Origin of the sequence: Burkholderia ambifaria AMMD, from assembly GCF_000203915.1 — a bacterium.
GTDB classification, from domain to species: domain Bacteria; phylum Pseudomonadota; class Gammaproteobacteria; order Burkholderiales; family Burkholderiaceae; genus Burkholderia; species Burkholderia ambifaria.
Window position 1 is genome coordinate 1,102,618 of the sequence record NC_008390.1, and the last position, 17,195, is coordinate 1,119,812.

The 17,195-nt window shown below is 66.1% G+C and carries 17 protein-coding genes and 4 tRNA genes; 12 read left to right on the plus strand and 9 right to left on the minus strand.

The genetic code is table 11. The annotated features are described in order from the left end of the window. Positions 1–64 precede the first annotated feature (64 nt). Positions 65–505, plus strand: a complete 441-nt coding sequence (gene acpS / locus BAMB_RS05160) for a holo-ACP synthase (protein WP_011656357.1) — start codon at positions 65–67, stop codon at positions 503–505. A gap of 16 nt (positions 506–521) precedes the next feature. After that, positions 522–1,550, plus strand: a complete 1,029-nt coding sequence (gene nagZ / locus BAMB_RS05165) for a beta-N-acetylhexosaminidase (RefSeq protein ID WP_011656358.1) — start codon at positions 522–524, stop codon at positions 1,548–1,550. Between the two features lie 156 nt (positions 1,551–1,706). Here nagZ and BAMB_RS05170 read toward each other — a convergent pair whose 3' ends face one another. The 3 genes from BAMB_RS05170 to earP all read right to left on the minus strand — a co-directional run bounded on the left by BAMB_RS05170 (position 1,707) and on the right by earP (position 5,252). Next, entirely contained in the window at positions 1,707–3,092 is a 1,386-nt protein-coding gene (locus BAMB_RS05170; RefSeq protein WP_011656359.1) for a sigma-54-dependent transcriptional regulator, read from the minus strand. Positions 3,093–3,364: 272 nt separating this feature from the next. Further along, on the minus strand, positions 3,365–3,922 hold the full coding sequence (efp, locus tag BAMB_RS05175) for an elongation factor P (RefSeq protein ID WP_006751871.1): 558 nt from the start codon (positions 3,920–3,922) through the stop codon (positions 3,365–3,367). A 136-nt stretch (positions 3,923–4,058) separates the two neighbouring features. Beyond that, entirely contained in the window at positions 4,059–5,252 is a 1,194-nt protein-coding gene (earP, locus tag BAMB_RS05180; protein ID WP_011656360.1) for an elongation factor P maturation arginine rhamnosyltransferase EarP, read from the minus strand. A 75-nt stretch (positions 5,253–5,327) separates the two neighbouring features. Here earP and uvrC point away from each other — a divergent pair, with 75 nt between their 5' ends. The 7 genes from uvrC (at position 5,328) to BAMB_RS05215 (ending at position 10,442) form a co-directional block, all read left to right on the plus strand. After that, complete coding sequence (uvrC, locus tag BAMB_RS05185; protein ID WP_011656361.1) at positions 5,328–7,382, plus strand: excinuclease ABC subunit UvrC; 2,055 nt, start codon at positions 5,328–5,330, stop codon at positions 7,380–7,382. A 108-nt stretch (positions 7,383–7,490) separates the two neighbouring features. Further along, a complete protein-coding gene (gene pgsA, locus BAMB_RS05190) occupies positions 7,491–8,078 on the plus strand; it encodes a CDP-diacylglycerol--glycerol-3-phosphate 3-phosphatidyltransferase (RefSeq protein ID WP_006757520.1) in 588 nt (195 codons plus the stop codon). Positions 8,079–8,219: 141 nt separating this feature from the next. Beyond that, positions 8,220–8,295, plus strand: a tRNA-Gly gene (locus BAMB_RS05195). 52 nt (positions 8,296–8,347) lie between these two features. Further along, positions 8,348–8,423: transfer RNA gene (locus BAMB_RS05200), tRNA-Gly, on the plus strand. A 50-nt stretch (positions 8,424–8,473) separates the two neighbouring features. Continuing rightward, positions 8,474–8,549, plus strand: a tRNA-Gly gene (locus tag BAMB_RS05205). Positions 8,550–8,649: 100 nt separating this feature from the next. Beyond that, a tRNA-Cys gene (locus BAMB_RS05210) sits at positions 8,650–8,723 on the plus strand. 240 nt (positions 8,724–8,963) lie between these two features. Then, positions 8,964–10,442, plus strand: coding sequence for a sensor domain-containing diguanylate cyclase (locus BAMB_RS05215; protein WP_011656362.1), 1,479 nt, complete (start codon positions 8,964–8,966; stop codon positions 10,440–10,442). A gap of 345 nt (positions 10,443–10,787) precedes the next feature. Here the strand turns inward: BAMB_RS05215 and BAMB_RS05220 are convergent, their stop codons facing one another. From BAMB_RS05220 to BAMB_RS05235, 4 genes are all read right to left on the minus strand, one after another. Next, a complete protein-coding gene (locus BAMB_RS05220) occupies positions 10,788–11,117 on the minus strand; it encodes a hypothetical protein (RefSeq protein WP_011656363.1) in 330 nt (109 codons plus the stop codon). Positions 11,118–11,279: 162 nt separating this feature from the next. Then, entirely contained in the window at positions 11,280–11,768 is a 489-nt protein-coding gene (locus tag BAMB_RS05225) for a hypothetical protein (protein WP_011656364.1), read from the minus strand. Between the two features lie 341 nt (positions 11,769–12,109). After that, the gene (locus BAMB_RS05230; RefSeq protein ID WP_011656365.1) at positions 12,110–12,658 is read right to left on the minus strand and encodes a GNAT family N-acetyltransferase; all 549 of its coding nucleotides are present in this window, start codon (positions 12,656–12,658) and stop codon (positions 12,110–12,112) included. After that, positions 12,655–13,314, minus strand: coding sequence for a helix-turn-helix domain-containing protein (locus BAMB_RS05235; RefSeq protein ID WP_011656366.1), 660 nt, complete (start codon positions 13,312–13,314; stop codon positions 12,655–12,657). The genes BAMB_RS05230 and BAMB_RS05235 overlap by 4 nt, the downstream gene beginning before the upstream one ends. Before the next feature lie 127 nt (positions 13,315–13,441). Between BAMB_RS05235 and BAMB_RS05240 the strand changes: the two genes are divergently transcribed. Both BAMB_RS05240 and map read left to right on the plus strand, forming a co-directional pair. Then, positions 13,442–13,678 carry a ParD-like family protein gene (locus BAMB_RS05240; protein WP_006751861.1) on the plus strand — a complete coding sequence of 79 codons (237 nt, stop codon included), beginning with the start codon at positions 13,442–13,444 and terminating at the stop codon, positions 13,676–13,678. Further along, the gene (gene map, locus BAMB_RS05245; protein ID WP_011656367.1) at positions 13,678–14,484 is read left to right on the plus strand and encodes a type I methionyl aminopeptidase; all 807 of its coding nucleotides are present in this window, start codon (positions 13,678–13,680) and stop codon (positions 14,482–14,484) included. The genes BAMB_RS05240 and map overlap by 1 nt, the downstream gene beginning before the upstream one ends. 140 nt (positions 14,485–14,624) lie before the next feature. Here the strand turns inward: map and BAMB_RS05250 are convergent, their stop codons facing one another. Together BAMB_RS05250 and BAMB_RS05255 are read right to left on the minus strand one after the other, a co-directional pair. Beyond that, positions 14,625–15,128, minus strand: a complete 504-nt coding sequence (locus BAMB_RS05250) for a GAF domain-containing protein (RefSeq protein WP_011656368.1) — start codon at positions 15,126–15,128, stop codon at positions 14,625–14,627. A gap of 146 nt (positions 15,129–15,274) precedes the next feature. Then, entirely contained in the window at positions 15,275–16,192 is a 918-nt protein-coding gene (locus BAMB_RS05255) for a LysR family transcriptional regulator (protein ID WP_011656369.1), read from the minus strand. Between the two features lie 110 nt (positions 16,193–16,302). On the opposite strand from BAMB_RS05255, the gene BAMB_RS05260 reads away from it, so the two are divergent. Beyond that, entirely contained in the window at positions 16,303–17,169 is an 867-nt protein-coding gene (locus BAMB_RS05260) for a pirin family protein (RefSeq protein ID WP_011656370.1), read from the plus strand. Positions 17,170–17,195: the final 26 nt, after the last annotated feature.

The window sequence follows — 17,195 nt, forward strand, 5'->3', positions numbered from 1 at the left end:
CATTTCCTCCGCGCGCGCTTCGCCCGCCACCCGGCATCGTCCGCGTATCACGGCGGGCGCTGACATGGCGATCTACGGCATCGGCACCGACGTCGTCCAGATAAGCCGCATCGCGGCCGTGCTCGAGCGCACGGGCGGCCGGTTTGCCGAGAAGGTGCTGGGCCCCGACGAGCTGCGCGTGTTCCACGCGCGCCGCGCGCGCTCCGAGGCGCGCGGCATCGCGTTCCTCGCGACGCGCTTTTCCGCGAAGGAAGCGTTCTCGAAGGCGATCGGGCTCGGCATGCACTGGCCGATGACCTGGCGCGCACTGCAGACCCTCAACCAGCGCAGCGGCGAACCGTACGTCGTCGCATCGGGCGAGTTGGCCGACTGGCTCGCCGCGCGCGGCATCACCGCACGCGTGACGGTCAGCGACGAACGCGACTACGCGGTGTCGTTCGTGGTCACCGAGACCGACGCCGCGCCGCCGCCCGCACCCGCACCTGTTTCCCGAACCACTTCCTGACGGACTTCCCGATTCGATGAAAACGACTCCCGGCCCGGTCATGCTCGACGTCGTCGGCACGGCCCTGTCGCGCGACGATGCGCGGCGCCTTGCCCATCCGAACACCGGCGGCGTGATCCTGTTCGCGCGGCATTTCCAGAACCGCGCGCAGCTGACCGCGCTGACCGATTCGATCCGCGCGGTGCGCGAGGACATCCTGATCGCCGTCGATCACGAGGGTGGCCGCGTGCAGCGGTTCCGCACCGACGGCTTCACGGTGCTGCCCGCGATGCGCCGCCTCGGCGAACTGTGGGACCGCGACGTGCTGCTCGCGACGAAGGTCGCCACCGCGGTGGGTTACATCCTGGCCGCCGAACTGCGCGCGTGCGGGATCGACATGAGCTTCACGCCGGTGCTCGACCTCGACTACGGGCACTCGAAGGTGATCGGCGATCGCGCGTTCCATCGCGACCCGCGCGTCGTCACGCTGCTCGCGAAGAGCCTGAACCACGGGCTGTCGCTCGCGGGCATGGCGAACTGCGGCAAGCATTTCCCGGGGCACGGCTTCGCGGAAGCCGATTCGCACGTCGCGCTGCCGACCGACGACCGGCCGCTCGATGCGATCCTCGAGCAGGACGTCGCGCCGTACGACTGGCTCGGGTTGTCGCTGTCCGCCGTGATTCCCGCGCACGTGATCTACACGCAGGTCGACAAGCGGCCGGCCGGCTTCTCGCGCGTGTGGCTGCAGGACATCCTGCGCGGGCAGTTGGGCTTCACCGGCGCGATCTTCAGCGACGACCTGTCGATGGAGGCCGCACGCGAAGGCGGCACGCTCACGCAGGCGGCCGACGCGGCGCTCGCTGCCGGCTGCGACATGGTGCTCGTCTGCAACCAGCCGGAGGCGGCCGAGGTCGTGCTGAACGGGCTGAAGGCGCGGGCGTCGGCCGAGTCGGTGCGACGCCTGAAGCGGATGCGCGCGCGCGGCAAGTCGCTCAAGTGGGACAAGCTGATCGTGCAGCCCGAGTATCTGCAGGCGCAGGCGCTGTTGAGTAGCGCACTGGCGTAAGCGGGGAAGGGCGGCGCGATGCCGCTCTTCCGTTGCTGAAAACGAAAAGCCGCGCATTAGCGCGGCTTTTTTCATTCGGACGTGAAGCGCGGGGCGATACGTCTTTACGCAACTAACCGTCGGCTCCAACCAATGCCCCCGACAACGGCGGCCCGGTCAGTTGACCTTCATTCGCTGCAGCTTGTTGTACAGCGTCTTGGGGCTGATGCCGAGCAGCGTGGCCGCGCGATGGCGCGTGCCGCCGACCGCGTCGAGCGTCGCGCGGATCAGCAGATCCTCTACGTCGGACAGCGGGGTGCCGACCTTGATCTGCACGCTGCTGCCGTTCAGTGCGGCGCCGGCCGCGAAGCTCGCTTCGCCCGCGCGCAGCGTCTCGATGAAGTCGCCGGACGCATCATAGGCAAAGCGCACGCGCTCGTGCAGTTCGCGCACGTTGCCCGGCCATTCGTAGGACAGGCATTCGCGCACGAAGCCCTGCGCCGCGCGCTTGTCGGTCGTGCCGCGGCCGGTGGCGCGCGCGTCGCGGTTCAGTTCGTCGATCAGGGAATCGGCGATGGCGAGCGCATCGCCGTCGCGCTCGCGCAGCGGCGGCATCGTGATCGATGCCGCATCGAGACGCAGCCACAGATCCTCGCGCAGCAGGCCGTTCGCGACCGCGTCGCGGGCCGGGCGGCGCGTGGTGGCGATCAGCCGGAAGTCGCTCGCGATCGAGCTCGTGCCGCCGATCCGCATGAAGTTCTGCGAGTCGAGCGCATGCAGCAGCGCCTCCTGCAGCACGAGCGGCAGTGCGGTGATCTCGTCGAGGCACAGCGTGCCGCCGCCGGCCTGTTCGAACAGGCCCGATTCGCGCCGCTCGGCGCCGTCGAACGCGCCGCGCTCATGGCCGAACAGGATGCTGTCGAGCGACGCGCCGTGACGGCCGGCTTGCGCGATCGTGCGGCAGTCGAACGACACGAACGGCCCCTTGCGGCGCCGGCTCAGGTCGTGCAGCGTGCGGGCGGCCAGCTTCTTGCCGGTGCCGGCCTCGCCCGCGAACAGCACGGCCGTTTCGGTGCCCGCGTTGTGCTCGATCATGTCGTACACGTGCTGCATCGCCTCGCTGCGGCCGACGAGCGCGCCGAAGCGGCCGAGGTGGCGCAGCGACGCACGCAGCGTCCGCACTTCGTCGATCAATTCGTAGGGCCGCGGAATCCGGGCCAGCAGGCTGCGCAGGCGCGGAATGTTGATCGGCTTGAGCAGGTAGTCCCAGATGCCGTGACGCAGGCCCTCGATCGCGCTCTCCACCGTCGCGTTGCCCGTCAGCACGATCACCGGCAGCGACCCGTTCGGCTGCTGCTGCGGCAGATGCTGGAGCAGGTCGAACCCGCTGCCGTCCGGCAGGTTCAGGTCGACGAGGACGACATCGGGAATCGAGCGGCCGAGCGCCGTGCGTGCCTCGGCGAGCGACGTGGCCGTGTCGACCGAGAAGCCGTCTGCGGCAAGCAGCGCGGTCAGGCCGGACAGACTGTTGGGATCGTCTTCGACAATCAGGGCGTGTGGCATGGTGGACGCGAGTCGAGTCAAGAGAGGCGGGCTGTCGGCCGTCGAGCCAGCCGCAGCCGCATGTCAGATTAAAGACTGATTTTATGCCCCGCTGCACGCCTGACGGGCATTATTTCTCCATCGCTATAAAACAGTTACCGATGATACAAATTGAATACCTTTAGTGCTGGATTTTGTGTTGCCTATGGTGCCGGAGCCTCTGTTGCTGTTGACGGCAGGCAAATAAAAAGCGCCCCGCAGGGCGCTTTGTTCGATACGGAAATCGCAGGCGATTACGCGCGGCTGCGGTATTCGTTCGTGCGCGTATCGATTTCGATCTTGTCGCCGGTGCTGCAGAACAGCGGCACTTGCAGTTCGAAGCCCGTTGCGAGCTTGGCGTTCTTCAGCACCTTGCCCGACGACGTGTCGCCCTTGACGGCCGGTTCCGTGTAGGTGATCTCGCGAACCAGGATCGTCGGCAGTTCGACCGAGATCGCCTTCTCGTTGTAGAACACGACTTCGCAAGCCATGCCGTCTTCGAGGTAGTTCAGCGCTTCGCCCATCATTTCCGCTTCGACTTCGTACTGGTTGTAGTCGGCGTCCATGAACACGTACATCGGGTCGGCGAAGTACGAGTACGTCACTTCCTTGCGGTCGAGCATGACGACGTCGAACTTGTCGTCGGCCTTGTAGACCGATTCCTGACCTGCGTTCGTCAGCAGGTTCTTCATCTTCATCTTGACGACGGCGGCGTTACGGCCCGACTTGTTGTATTCCGTCTTTGCGATGACCCATGCGTCGCTGCCGATCTGAACGACGTTGCCTACGCGGAGTTCCTGTGCGGTCTTCATAAAAAACTGTCCTGATCCAATCAAATAAATAGATGCTTGAGCGTTGCGCAACGGCTGACGGCGCAAGCGGGAGGTTCCGATGGGCGCCAAGCGCCTTGAAAGCGAGCGCTTGCGTGGTCAGCCGTCGGATAACCGCTTATTTTAACTGAGATTTTGCGAATTCCGCCAGCTTTCCGGCGAGATCGCCGACGCTCGCCAACTCATCGGCCCAGCGGGCCGCGTTGGCGTCGAGTGCGGCACGATGCTGGAGCAAATCGCCCCAATCGGGCGTGCCGACGCCGTTCCACGCATGCCAGAAGCGCTCGAGCGCCGTGCGCGGCGCGTCGCCGAGGCCGGCCGACAGGTGCGCGAGCGCGGCGTCGAGCTTCGGCAGATGCGCATCGTCGGCCTGCGGGTAGATGTGCCACACGAACGGCTTGCGCGCCCATTGCGCGCGGACGAACGAATCCTCGCCGCGCACGAAATTGACGTCGGCCACCCACAGCAGCCGGTCAAAGTCGGCCTGCGGGACGAACGCGAGCCCGTATGCGGTCAGGTTGCCGCGCGTCGCGCGTGCGCCGGCGGCGAACGATTCGACCCCGAAAAAGCGCGCGACGGCCGGCGATACGCGGCCGGTCGGCACGAGCGCGACGACGGGCGACGGGCTGTCGCGCCACTGCGCGAGCAGTGCGTCGACGGCCGGATTTTCATACGCGAACAGGCTGACGACTGTCGTGCCGGGCGCGGGCGGCGCGTCGCCGGTCGCCTGCCGCCACCACGCGGCACGCGCCGCCGGGTCCGCTTCGAAGGCCGTGCGGCGCGCGTCGAGGTCGCGTTCTTTCAGCACGCCGCCCGTGCCGGCCGACAGGCCCGGGAAGAAGAACGTCTTCAGCAACGGGTAGCGCGGATGCGGCGACGGGCGCAAATGGAAATCGGCGACCCAGTCCTCGGCGCTCAGATATTCGAGATTGATCCACACGGGGCGGCGCGTGCGGCGCGCCATTGCCGCGAGATACGCGCCGGGCAGCTCGCACGCGAACGCCTCGATCACGACATCGGCGATCTCGAGCGCATCGCCGACTTCCGCATGCCAGTGTTCGACCACGATGCCGTCGAGCGTCTGCCGGGCCGCCGCGGGATCGACGCCCGCCAGCAGCCGCGCGAACGTGTGGAGGTCGTCGATGAAGAGGCGCACCTGCCAGCCGTGTTCGTGCGCGAGCTGGCGGGCGAGGCGCCAGCACACGCCGATGTCGCCGAAGTTGTCGATCACGGTGCAGAAGAGGTCGCATGCGATCGGCTCGTCGGGCGCGAGCGGTGAAGCGGAAGCGGGGGCGGGGGCGGTGCGGGGCATCGATGCGGGCGGTGAATGCTCTAAACTGGCGATTCTAATGGACCCGTTCCGCGCCACAAGGCCCCCGGATCACGCATGACATCCCCAGAAGCCGTCGACATCCCGTTCGAACCGAAGAAGATCCTCGCCCAGTTGCCGCACATGCCGGGCGTCTACCGCTACTACGACACGGCGGGCGCCGTGCTTTACGTCGGCAAGGCGCGCGACCTGAAGAAGCGCGTGTCGAGCTATTTCACGAAGACGCAGCTGTCGCCGCGCATCGCGATGATGGTCACGCGCATCGCGCGCATCGAGACGACCGTCACGCGCTCCGAGGCCGAGGCGCTGCTGCTCGAGAACAACCTGATCAAGGCGCTCGCGCCGCGCTACAACATCCTGTTTCGCGACGACAAGTCGTATCCGTACCTGAAGCTCACCGCGCACCGCTTTCCGCGCATGGCCTACTACCGCGGCTCGGTCGACAAGCAGAACCAGTATTTCGGACCGTTCCCCAGCGCGTGGGCCGTGCGCGAGAGCATCCAGATCCTGCAGCGCGTCTTCCAGTTGCGCACCTGCGAGGATTCCGTCTTCAACAACCGCACGCGGCCGTGCCTGCTGCATCAGATCGGGCGCTGCACGGCGCCGTGCGTCGGCGCGATTTCCGCGGACGACTACGCGATCGACGTGTCGAACGCCGCGCGTTTCCTGCTCGGCCGGCAGTCGGAAGTGATGAAGGAGCTCGAGCAGAAGATGCACGCGTTCGCGGCCGAGCTGAAGTTCGAGCAGGCGGCGGCCGTGCGCAACCAGATGAGTTCGCTCGCGACGGTGCTGCACCAGCAGGCGATCGAGGTCGGCAGCGACAGCGACGTCGACATCCTCGCGGTGGTCGCGCAGGGCGGACGCGTGTGCGTGAACCTGGCGATGGTGCGCGGCGGCCGGCATCTTGGCGACAAGGCCTATTTCCCCGCGCATGTCGAAAGTGCGCTGACGCTTGCCGAAGGTGGCCTCGGCGACGAAGCCGACGGTGCGGATGGTGCCGACGAAGCCGCCGCGGCGTTGCCCGGCGAGCCCGCGGACGAAGCTGCCGCCGCGCGTGACGCGGCGTCGTCGGCGTCGGGGGCATCGTCGGCATCGGTCGAGGCCGAGGTGCTCGATGCGTTCATCGCGCAGCACTATCTCGGCAATCGCGTGCCGCCCGTGCTTGTCGTGAGCCATGCGCCCGCCAGCCGCGACCTGCTCGAGCTGCTGTCCGAGCAGGCCGGTCACAAGGTTTCGCTGGTGCGGCAGCCGCAGGGGCAGCGGCGCGCATGGCTGTCGATGGCTGAACAGAATGCCCGGCTCGCGCTTGCGCGGCTGCTGTCCGAGCAGGGCTCGCAGCAGGCGCGCACGCGCGCGCTCGCGGAGACGCTCAGCTTCGAATGCGACGATCTCGCGATGCTGCGGATCGAGTGTTTCGACATCAGTCACACGATGGGCGAGGCGACGCAGGCGTCGTGCGTCGTCTACCACCATCACAAGATGCAGTCGGGCGAGTACCGTCGCTACAACATCACCGGCATCACGCCGGGCGACGATTACGCGGCCATGCGGCAGGTGCTGACGCGCCGCTACGAGAAGATGGTCGAGCAGGCCGCGCAGGCTGCCGCCGCCGACGCGGCAGCCGGCATCGACGGCGAATCGACGCGCGAGGCCGAGGCGTCGAGTTTGCTGCCGAACATCGTGCTGATCGACGGCGGCAAGGGACAGGTCGAGATCGCGCGGCAGGTGTTCACCGAGCTCGGGCTCGACACGTCGATGCTGGTTGGCGTCGCGAAGGGCGAGGGGCGCAAGGTCGGCCTCGAGACGCTCGTGTTCGCGGACGGCCGCACGCCGCTCGAACTCGGCAAGGAGAGCGCCGCGCTGATGCTCGTCGCGCAGATCCGCGACGAGGCGCACCGCTTTGCGATCACCGGGATGCGCGCGAAGCGGGCGAAGGCACGCCAGACGTCGCGGCTCGAGGAGCTCGAAGGGATCGGCGCGAAACGCCGTCAGCGGCTGCTCGCGCGGTTCGGCGGGCTGCGCGGGGTGGTCGCCGCGAGCGTCGAGGAACTGGCGAGCGTCGAGGGCATCTCGCACGCGCTCGCCGAGCAGATCTACAAGCAGCTTCACTGATCCGGGCCGTGCGACCGGCCGTGCCTGCCCGCGCTCTCGCGTTCTTGCGTCCTTGTAGCAGGCCGGTCGACACGGCACAATTGCGAATCCCTTACTGACCCGCATGCCATGCCGTTCAATTTCCCGATTTTCCTGACGTGGGTCCGGATCGTGCTGATTCCGCTCGTCGTCGGCGTGTTCTATCTGCCGGACACGGTGATGGGCGGCGCGCACCGCAACCTCGCGGCAGCGGCGATCTTCATCCTAGCCGCGCTGACCGACTGGTTCGACGGGTTTCTCGCCCGCAAATGGAACCAGACGTCGTCGTTCGGCGCGTTCCTCGATCCGGTCGCGGACAAGCTGATGGTGACGGCCGCGCTGCTGATCCTCGTGCAGATTTCGCGGGTCGATGCGGCGATCGCGCTGGTGATCGTCGGTCGCGAGATCGCGATCTCGGCGCTGCGTGAATGGATGGCACAGATCGGCGCGTCGAAGAGCGTCGCGGTGAATCAGCTCGGCAAGTTCAAGACCGCGTGCCAGATGGTCGCGATTCCGATGCTGCTGTACTACGGCCCGCTGCCGCTCGGCATCGCGACGATCGACACGCGCGTGTGGGGCGAGTGGCTGATGTATCTCGCGGCGGTGCTGACGATCTGGTCGATGCTGTACTACATGAAGCTCGCATGGCCGCAGATTCGCGAGCGCGGCGGCGCGTGACGTGATCGTCCGATTCGATCGCACCGGTTTTTGTAAAAAGGGCTGGAAAAGCTCTTGACACACGAATGTGCCTTCGCCATAATCTCGCTTCTCCGCTGCACGACGAAGTAGGTGTGTGACGGAAGCAGTAGGCAGCAATACGCGGGAGTAGCTCAGTTGGTAGAGCGCAACCTTGCCAAGGTTGAGGTCGCGAGTTCGAGACTCGTCTCCCGCTCCAGATTTTTCTGGCAGCGTGTTGTACGGCAAAGCGCTGCAGATGCAGGACATATGCGGGAGTAGCTCAGTTGGTAGAGCGCAACCTTGCCAAGGTTGAGGTCGCGAGTTCGAGACTCGTCTCCCGCTCCAGATTTTCTGGCAGCGTGTTGTACGGCAAAGCGCTGCAGGTGCAGGACAATGCGGGAGTAGCTCAGTTGGTAGAGCGCAACCTTGCCAAGGTTGAGGTCGCGAGTTCGAGACTCGTCTCCCGCTCCAGGTAATGGGGAAGCCTCGCTTCCCTTTTTATTTGATGGACTGATGGTCCTCGAATAAAAATCTGTCGCTTGCCTTCACGGCATCCGGACAGTCCGCTTTTGGCGCGATAGCAAAGCGGTTATGCAGCGGCCTGCAAAGCCGTTTAGGCCGGTTCGACTCCGGCTCGCGCCTCCAAGTAAGAAAAGAAAAAGCCCTGAGAAATCAGGGCTTTTTCTTTTCCCGGCGCCGTTTTCATCCTTGAACAGTCGCCTGGGGTAGTGGGGCAGGGTTTGTCATCAGTCGGACACAAAGTTGCTTTTTGCTGTTCGGGTTGTGGTCGGGTACGCGCCGAGTGTTCAAATGTACCCGTCCGATTTAGTATGCGGAAACCACGCGCCGAACGACGGGCGCGGCTCATTTTGCGCTGAGGACACCATGCATCGTCGTACGGCGGCCCCCTACGTCATCGTGGCGGTTGGCATCGTGATCGCGTGCGCACTGATGGGCCTGTGCGTGCTGCAGCTATTTCAGAGCCGGAACGACGCACTGGAGCGCGCAAGCGAAACCTCGCGCAATCTCGGCCTGATGGCTGAGCGCGACATCGAGCGCAACTTCGAGCTCTACGACCTGTCGTTGCAGGCGGTAATCCATGGTCTGCAACGGCCCGATGTGATGTCGGCAGCGCCGGCGCTGCGGCGCGGCGTGCTGTTCGATCATGCGATGAGTGCCCCCTTCATCGGTTCGCAACTGGTACTCGACGCGAACGGCGATATCGTGCTGGATTCGTCCAACGACGTGCCCCGCAAGGGCAATTTCGCCGATCGCAAATACTTCACCGTGCATCGCGACAATCCCGACGTTGGGCTCTATGTGAGCGATCCGTTCGTGTCGCGCCTGCGCGCTGGCATGCTCTGCATTGTGCTGTCTCGGCGCATCTCGAACCCGGACGGATCGTTCGGCGGCGTCGCGCTGATTGCGATCAATCTCGAGTACTTCCACCACCTGTTTGCGGGCCTGTCGCTGGGGCAGCACGGTTCGATGTCGCTGATCGGCAAGGACGGCATCATGGTGATGCGTCAACCGTACAACGTCAGCATCGTCGGTCGCGATATCAGCAAGGCTACGACCTTTCGACGGTTTCAGCGTGCGTCGGAGGGCGTATTCTCGGAAACGGCTTCAATCGACGGTGTACGTCGCCTCTACTATTTCAAACACCTGCCGAAGTTGCCGCTGATCATCATGGTTGCAGAGGGCGAGCAGGACGTTTATGCCGCGTGGCGGCACCGCGCAGTGACGATCGGCGCACTGGTGGCGACGTTCGGCGTCGCGTTCATCGCGCTGTCTTTCCTGCTCAGCGGGCAACTGCGCCGCCGGATGCGGGCCGAGTCGGAGCTGGTGCTGCTGGCGCGTACCGACGGGCTCACCGGCCTGAACAATCGACGCAGTTTCGGGGAGGTGCTGGACCGGGAATGGCGTCGCGCGAGGCGCACGCATTCCGTCTTCTCGCTGCTGTTCGTCGACGTCGATCGCTTCAAGGCTTACAACGACACCTACGGGCATCAGGCCGGGGACGACGCGCTGGCGGCGGTCGCCCGTTGCATCGGCGAAAACATCCGCCGGCCGGTCGATACCGCGGCGCGCTACGGCGGGGAGGAATTCGTCGTGCTGCTTCCCGATACGCCGCCGGCCGGCGCCGCACAGATCGCCGAGCGGATTCGCGCGGCAATCGACGAACTGGCACTCGAACATGCCGGCAGCGAGTATGGGCGCGTCACGGCCAGTATTGGCCTCGCCAGCTGGACGCCGGAGCAGGACAATGAGCCCGACGCGGTAATCAAGGCGGCCGACGAGGCGCTGTACTATGCGAAAACGATCGGCCGGAACAGGGTTGCCGCGTTGCAGCCGTTGGACTGACGAGGGATTGCCGGTTTGCCCTTCCACAAACGCGAAAGCCCGCTGAAGGCGGGCTTTTTTGCGTGCTGCAAATTTGCTACGGCAAGGGGCGGGAGTCTTGCAGGATAAGGCTCGCGCTTACCACGCCTGCAAACTGAGCATCTGTGGATCCAGTTAGCAATCGACGCGCATTGACCAGGGCATGGCCTTGGTGTCCGTGTGGACACATCATGCCGAATTTCTCTACTTCCGGACCGGACTATTTCTTGGCTCAGGGCGGGACAAGGGCAGCGCAGGGCTTTGTATCCGCGCGCCATCCGATAAGGCACGCAGGTGCTGCTTCATCCTCGGCGTGACGTCTGCAGGTTATCGTCGGGGCCCTTTCATGGCTTCCGACTCCATGGCCGCGTTCCACTCCTCATTCGCCTCGATGGGATCCATCGCATCGTCGATCGATGCCTCTGCACGTTCGGCGGCGGCTCGAGCTTCGTCTGCCGGGGATGCGACATCGTCGTCCCCGTCCTCGTCCCCGTCACCCGGGGGATGCAGCATGTCCTCGAGCATCGCGCTCAACTCCGGCGTGTCCCAGGGCAGCCCGCGCCGAGTTCGATCGGTTATGTAGTGCTTCACTTCCGCGTCCTGCTCCACCGTAAGCGGCAGGCCTCGGAAAGTGCTTTGAGGGCCAGCGTCAATCATCACATTCTCCTGCTGCGATTGAATTTTCAGTGTACTCGCCAATTGCGGACGCGCGAACCGTGATCGCGACGCTTTCGCGCCGGGTCGAACGTGTCGCCCGCCAAGAAAGAAAAAACCCCGCTTCCGCGAGGCTTTTCCTTTTCCAGCACGTCATTCACGCATCTATTCCGCCGGATACGTCAACGTCACCAGCTCGCACTTCGACGTACTTTTGCCGTCGTAGTCGTAAATCACCAGCAGATGCTGGCCCTTGCTGTTCAAGATCGGCAGCGTGATCGCCCGGCGATTCGGGTTGTTGCCGCCAGCCGGCTCGTCGGCACTCTGCTTGCGGATTTCGGACTCGAGATCCGACGGCGTGTTGATGCCGTTCTCCGGGCCGCGGCTGCGCACCCGGCTGTAGAAGTGAAAACCGTTGTCGGTCCAGCCGCGCGGCAGCATGTTGCGCCACTGGTTGTTGGTGACTTCCTTCCACAGCAGATCGGTGTTGCCGCTCAACACGAACGGCGTCGGACACGCGCCGGCCGCGAACGCTTGTCCGCAGAAAAGCGGAAGGGCGGCAAGCGAGCACGCAACGTAGCGGACCGCGCGTCGCGCGAGGCCGGCGTCGTGTCGCGATTCGGGATGGTACGGCAGGGCATGGGGCGTTTTCATACGGCATCCTCCGGGTGATGGATCGGTATGCGACCGCGCTGCGGCCGCTGGGAATACCGTATCGCTGCCGTTCTCGCGCAAGAATGCGGCGAACGTCACACTCGTCGTCACGGGGCGAAGGTGCGGGGCCGGGGCCCGGGACGCGGAGGGAAAGCCTGGAGGCGTGGGGACAACGCGGGCTTGATCGCGTTGTCGCTGCGAGGGCGGTGGTCGTCGTGGTGCGGTGCGTCTGCATCGCCCGCGTCAGTGGGAGCCGCCGAACCAAGGGTGGTGTCGTCGTGGCGCGGGCCGTCCGCATCGCCCGCGTCAGCAGGAGATCGCCGAACGCTCACCGATGCCGATCAGCCATCCACCGGCTGCGCGGGGGTGTCGAGCGTCAACTGATAGAACGCCGCATCGAGCCAGCGGCCGAACTTGAAGCCCGCGTCGGTGATCGTGCCCGAGTGCACGAAGCCGAGGCGCGTATGCAGCGCGACGCTGCCGCCGTTGGTGGCGTCGATGCAACCGACCAGCACGTGCACGTCGGCTTCGCGTGCACGCCGGATCAATTCGCGCAGCAGTAGCTCCCCGAGCCCGCGGCCGCGATGGTCGCAGTGCACGTAGACGCTGTGTTCGACCGTGTACTTGAACGCCGGAAACGCGCGGAACGTGCCCCAGCTCGCGAAGCCGACCAGCGTGCCCGATTCGTCGACCGCGCCGACGACCGGAAAACCGCTGGCGCGCTTCGTCGCGAACCACGCGACCATCGCTTCGGGCGGGCGCGGCCGGTAGTCGTACAGCGCGGTCGAGTTCACGATCGCATCGTTCAGGATCTCGAGGATGGCCGCGGCGTGCTCGGCCTCGCTGCAATCGATCAGGCGCACGTCGTCACGCTGTTTCGGGGAATTCATACGGGCTCCTGCGCCTGACGGCTTTGAACGGATGACACACTCCGCGCGCCGGCGGCGGCGGGAACATCGCAGATCGCGACGACATAGCGCGCGGCCTGCGACGACGGGTTGCTGAAAATCAGCTGCTGATCGAGACGCATGGCCAGACAGTCGCCGGCGTGAAGTTCGTGAAGCTGGTCGCCCAGCGTGACGTCGACGCGCCCATCGACGACCCACACCTGTTGATGTAGTGCGCTTTCGCGCCCGCCGGAGTCGTACGCGACGCGCGCGCCGGGCGGGAAATCGACCTCGACGAGCTGGATCGGCGACGGCCAGCCGGGCGGCGACAGATTGCGCCGCACGTAACCGGACGCCGGATCGCGCCATTCCGCCTGCTGCGCGCGCCGCACGAGCGGCTGCGCGGGCGCGTCGTCGCGCTCGCCGCCGAACAGCCCGGCCAGCGACACGCCGAGACCCGCCGCGAGCTTGTCGAGCACGACGGCCGTCGGGCTTGCCGACGCGCGCTCGATGAGCGAGATCATCGAGCGGCTGACGCCCGAACGCGCGGCGAGCGCATCGAGCGTGTAGCCTCGTAGCGTGCGCAAGTCGCGCACGCGCCGGGCGATGCGTTCGTTGATGCCGGTGTCGTCGACGGGCGGGCGGGTAGATTCCTGCATGATGGATTTATTGTCCAGCAAGCTGGAATTCGATGTCAACGGGGTGTGGACGGAATCGGAACGCTTGCCCGTCGACCGGCCCGAGCGTAATATACGAAACGACTACACTTCGTTTAATTAGGGTTATATGGGAATCATCAAGATATCCGAGCACATGCATGAACGGCTGCGCTCGACCAGTACCGCGCTGAGCCGTTCGATCAATGCGCAGGCGGAACACTGGCTGCGCGTCGGGATGCTGTCGGAACTCAATCCGTCGCTGTCCTACGGCGATATCTGCCGAATGCTGATCGAGATCGAAGCGCGCGGCGGCGACGCGGGGCCGACCGAGTCGGTGGCGCGCGACATCGAGCAGGTGGCGTAATGGCGAAGCGAGAAATCCCGATCCGCGGTGCCGCGGAAATCGACAAGTCGCGCGAGGCCGCGAAGCTCGCATCGCGCGTGCTGACGATGATCACCGAGCACGTGAAGCCGGGCGTCACCACGGACGAACTGGACGCCCGCTGCCGCGAATACATCGTCGACGAACTCGGCGCGATCCCGGCGAACATCGGCTATCACGGTTATCCGAAAACCCTGTGCACGTCGGTCAACCACGTGGTCTGTCACGGTATTCCGTCGTCGCGGCCGATGCGCGACGGCGACATCGTGAATCTCGACATCGCGGTGATCAAGGACGGCTGGTTCGGCGACACGAGCCGCATGTACTTCGTCGGCGAGCCGGGTGAACTGGCGCGGCGCCTCGTCGCGACGACCTACGAGGCGATGCATGCGGGCATCCGCGCGGTGCGTCCGGGCGCGACGCTCGGCGACGTCGGCTATGCGATCCAGCAGGTCGCGCATCGCGAAGGGTTCAGCGTGGTTCGCGAGTACTGCGGGCACGGGATCGGCGACGTGTACCACGACGAGCCGCAGGTGCTGCACTATGGCCGCCCGGGCACCGGCGTGCCGCTGCGGCCGGGGATGATCTTCACGATCGAGCCGATGCTGAATGCGGGCAAGCGCGATACGCGCGTGCTGGCGGACGGCTGGACGGTCGTCACGCAAGACCATTCGCTGTCCGCGCAATGGGAGCACATGGTCGTGGTGACGGAGCAGGGCGTCGAGATCCTGTCGGACGACGTGAAGCCGCAGGCGTTCGCGGCGCTCTCCGGCACGCACGCGGCCTGACGCGCGGCAGCCCGCACTTAAAGGCGCAATCGAAACGGGCCCCGTCGTGGGGCCCGTGTCATTCATTGGCAGTCGCGCGGGACGGTCAGCAGGCCGCCGTCTCCCCGCCGCGACCGGCAGCGTCACGCTGCGAACGTCGCTTAACCGCGTGTCTTCTGCCATGCGTGTTCGACGAACACGCGGCACAGCGCTTCCATCCCGTTGCGGTCCTCGTCGTCGAAACGTGCGGCAACGGGGCTGTCGACGTCCCACACGCCGATCAGCGTGCCGTCGGCGGCCACCAGCGGCACGACGATTTCCGATTCCGACGCGGCATCGCACGCGATATGGCCCGGGAATTCATGCACGTCGCGCACGACCTGCGTCTCGCGGGTTTGCGCGGCCGTGCCGCACACGCCCTTGCCGAGCGCGATCCGCACGCACGCGGGCTTGCCCTGGAACGGGCCGACCACGAGTTCCGATCCGTCGAAGAAATAGAAGCCGGCCCAGTTCAGGCGGTCGAGCGAGTGATAGACGAGCGCGGAGAAGTTCGCGGCGTTCGCGATCAGGTCGCGTTCCGATTCGACGAGCGCGCGTGCCTGCTCGACGAGCGTCGCATAGAGTTCGGCCTTGGAGGCGTGAGGGTCGTTGGACAGCGTGAACATGGCTGAAATGCGATAAGGGTGGTGAACGGCTGGGTTGTGAAAAGCGCGATGCGCGTCCCGCAGTCTACGGCACGCGCGGCCCGTCTGCAGCGTCCGGTTCGCTGAGCGCGATGCCGAATGCGCCACGCACGGGCACGCGAGCCCGCTCAATCGGGTGCGAGTTCGGCGAACCGCTCGGTCAGGAAGTCGAGCAGCGCGCGCACCGCGGGCAACAACCCACGCCGCGACGCGAACACCGCGTGCACGATCTCGCGCCGCGGCGCCCAGTTCGGCAGCACGGTCACCAGGTCGCCGCGGGCGACTTCGTCGCGCACCATCATCGTCGGCAGCTGCACGACGCCGACACCCGCGACGGCCGCCGCGCGCAGCGCGAGCATGCCGCCTGTCACGAGGCGCGGCTGGTGGTGGATTTCCGCCTGCGCGCCGTCGGGGCCGCGCAGCCGCCAGACGTGCGCGGCTTGCGGTACGCCGTGATCGAGGCTCGGCAGGCGGGTCAGGTCGGCGGGGACGGCCGGCGTGCCGAGCTCGCGCAGCAACGCGGGGCTCGCGACGAGGCACTGGCCGCGCTCGGCCAGCACGCGCAGCGCGAGATCGCTGTCCTCGAGCGGCGGCGGGCGCACGCGGATCGCGACGTCGATCCCTTCGCCGACCACGTCGACGCGCCGGTTGGTCGCCTCCAGATGAATCTCGACGCGCGGGCACGCGGCCATGAACGCGGCGATCATCGTGCCGACCAGCGAATCGAGCAGCACGACCGGGCAGCTCACGCGCACGATGCCGCGCGGCTCCTCGTGCAGCAGCGCGATCGCTTCGTCGGCGGCGTCCGCTTCGACGAGCATCGCGCGGCAGTGCGCATAGTAGGTCTGGCCGACGTCGGTGACGGTGAAACGGCGCGTCGAGCGCTGGATCAGCCGCATCCCGAGCCGCGCCTCGAGCAGCGCGATGCGGCGGCTCAGCTTCGATTTCGGCAGGTTGAGCGCGCGCCCGGCCGGTGCAAAACCGCCGTGCTCGACCACCTGCACGAAGTAATAGAGATCGTTCAGATCCCGTTCTTGATCGTTCATCAAATAGAACGCTGAGTGCGATTTTCGCAGTCTACCGGATCGATCGTTCCATCTCTATATTCGTACCCAGGATGCGAAGCACGTGTTTCGCCGCAATTCGGAGAAGGCAAATGAAGAAGATCCAGGGTGTTTACAGCGCGCCGCGTGGCCATTGGGTCGGCGACGGTTTCCCGGTGCGTTCGATGTTCAGCTATCAGTCTCACGGGGCGCACCTCAGCCCGTTCCTGCTGCTCGACTACGCGGGCCCCGCGAACTTCGAGCCGGCTTCGGCACCGCGCGGGGTGGGGCAGCACCCGCACCGCGGGTTCGAAACCGTGACGATCGTCTATGACGGCGAAGTCGCTCACCGCGACTCGACCGGCGCGGGCGGCGTGATCGGCCCGGGCGACGTGCAGTGGATGACGGCCGCGAGCGGGATCCTCCACGAGGAATTCCACTCGGAGGCCTTCACGAAGCGCGGCGGTCCGCTCGAGATGGTGCAGCTGTGGGTGAACCTGCCCGCCGCCGACAAGATGGGCACGCCCGGCTACCAGACGCTGCTGAACGCGGACATCCCGGTGGTCGAGCTGCCGGACGGTGCGGGGCGTGCGCGGATCATCGCGGGCGAATTCGACGGACGGCGCGGCCCGGCCCGCACGCACACGCCGATCGACGTGTGGGACGTGCGGCTCGCAGCCGGCGGCCGCGCGCGGTTCCCGATCGCCGAAGGGCGGACGCTCGCGGTGGTGGTGCTGAACGGTACGCTGCTGGTGAACGGCGAGACGGTCGCCCGCGAAGCGCAGTTCGTGCAACTGAGCCGCGACGGCCGCGACGTCGAGATCGAAGCGAACGGCGACGCCAAGCTGTTGATTTTGAGCGGCGAGCCGATCGATGAGCCGGTCGTCGGCTACGGGCCGTTCGTGATGAACTCGCAAGAGGAAATCCGGACCGCGATCGACGATTTCAACAACGGCCGCTTCGGCCAGATGCCGGCATGACGGACAGGCCCCGCGCAATTGCGGGG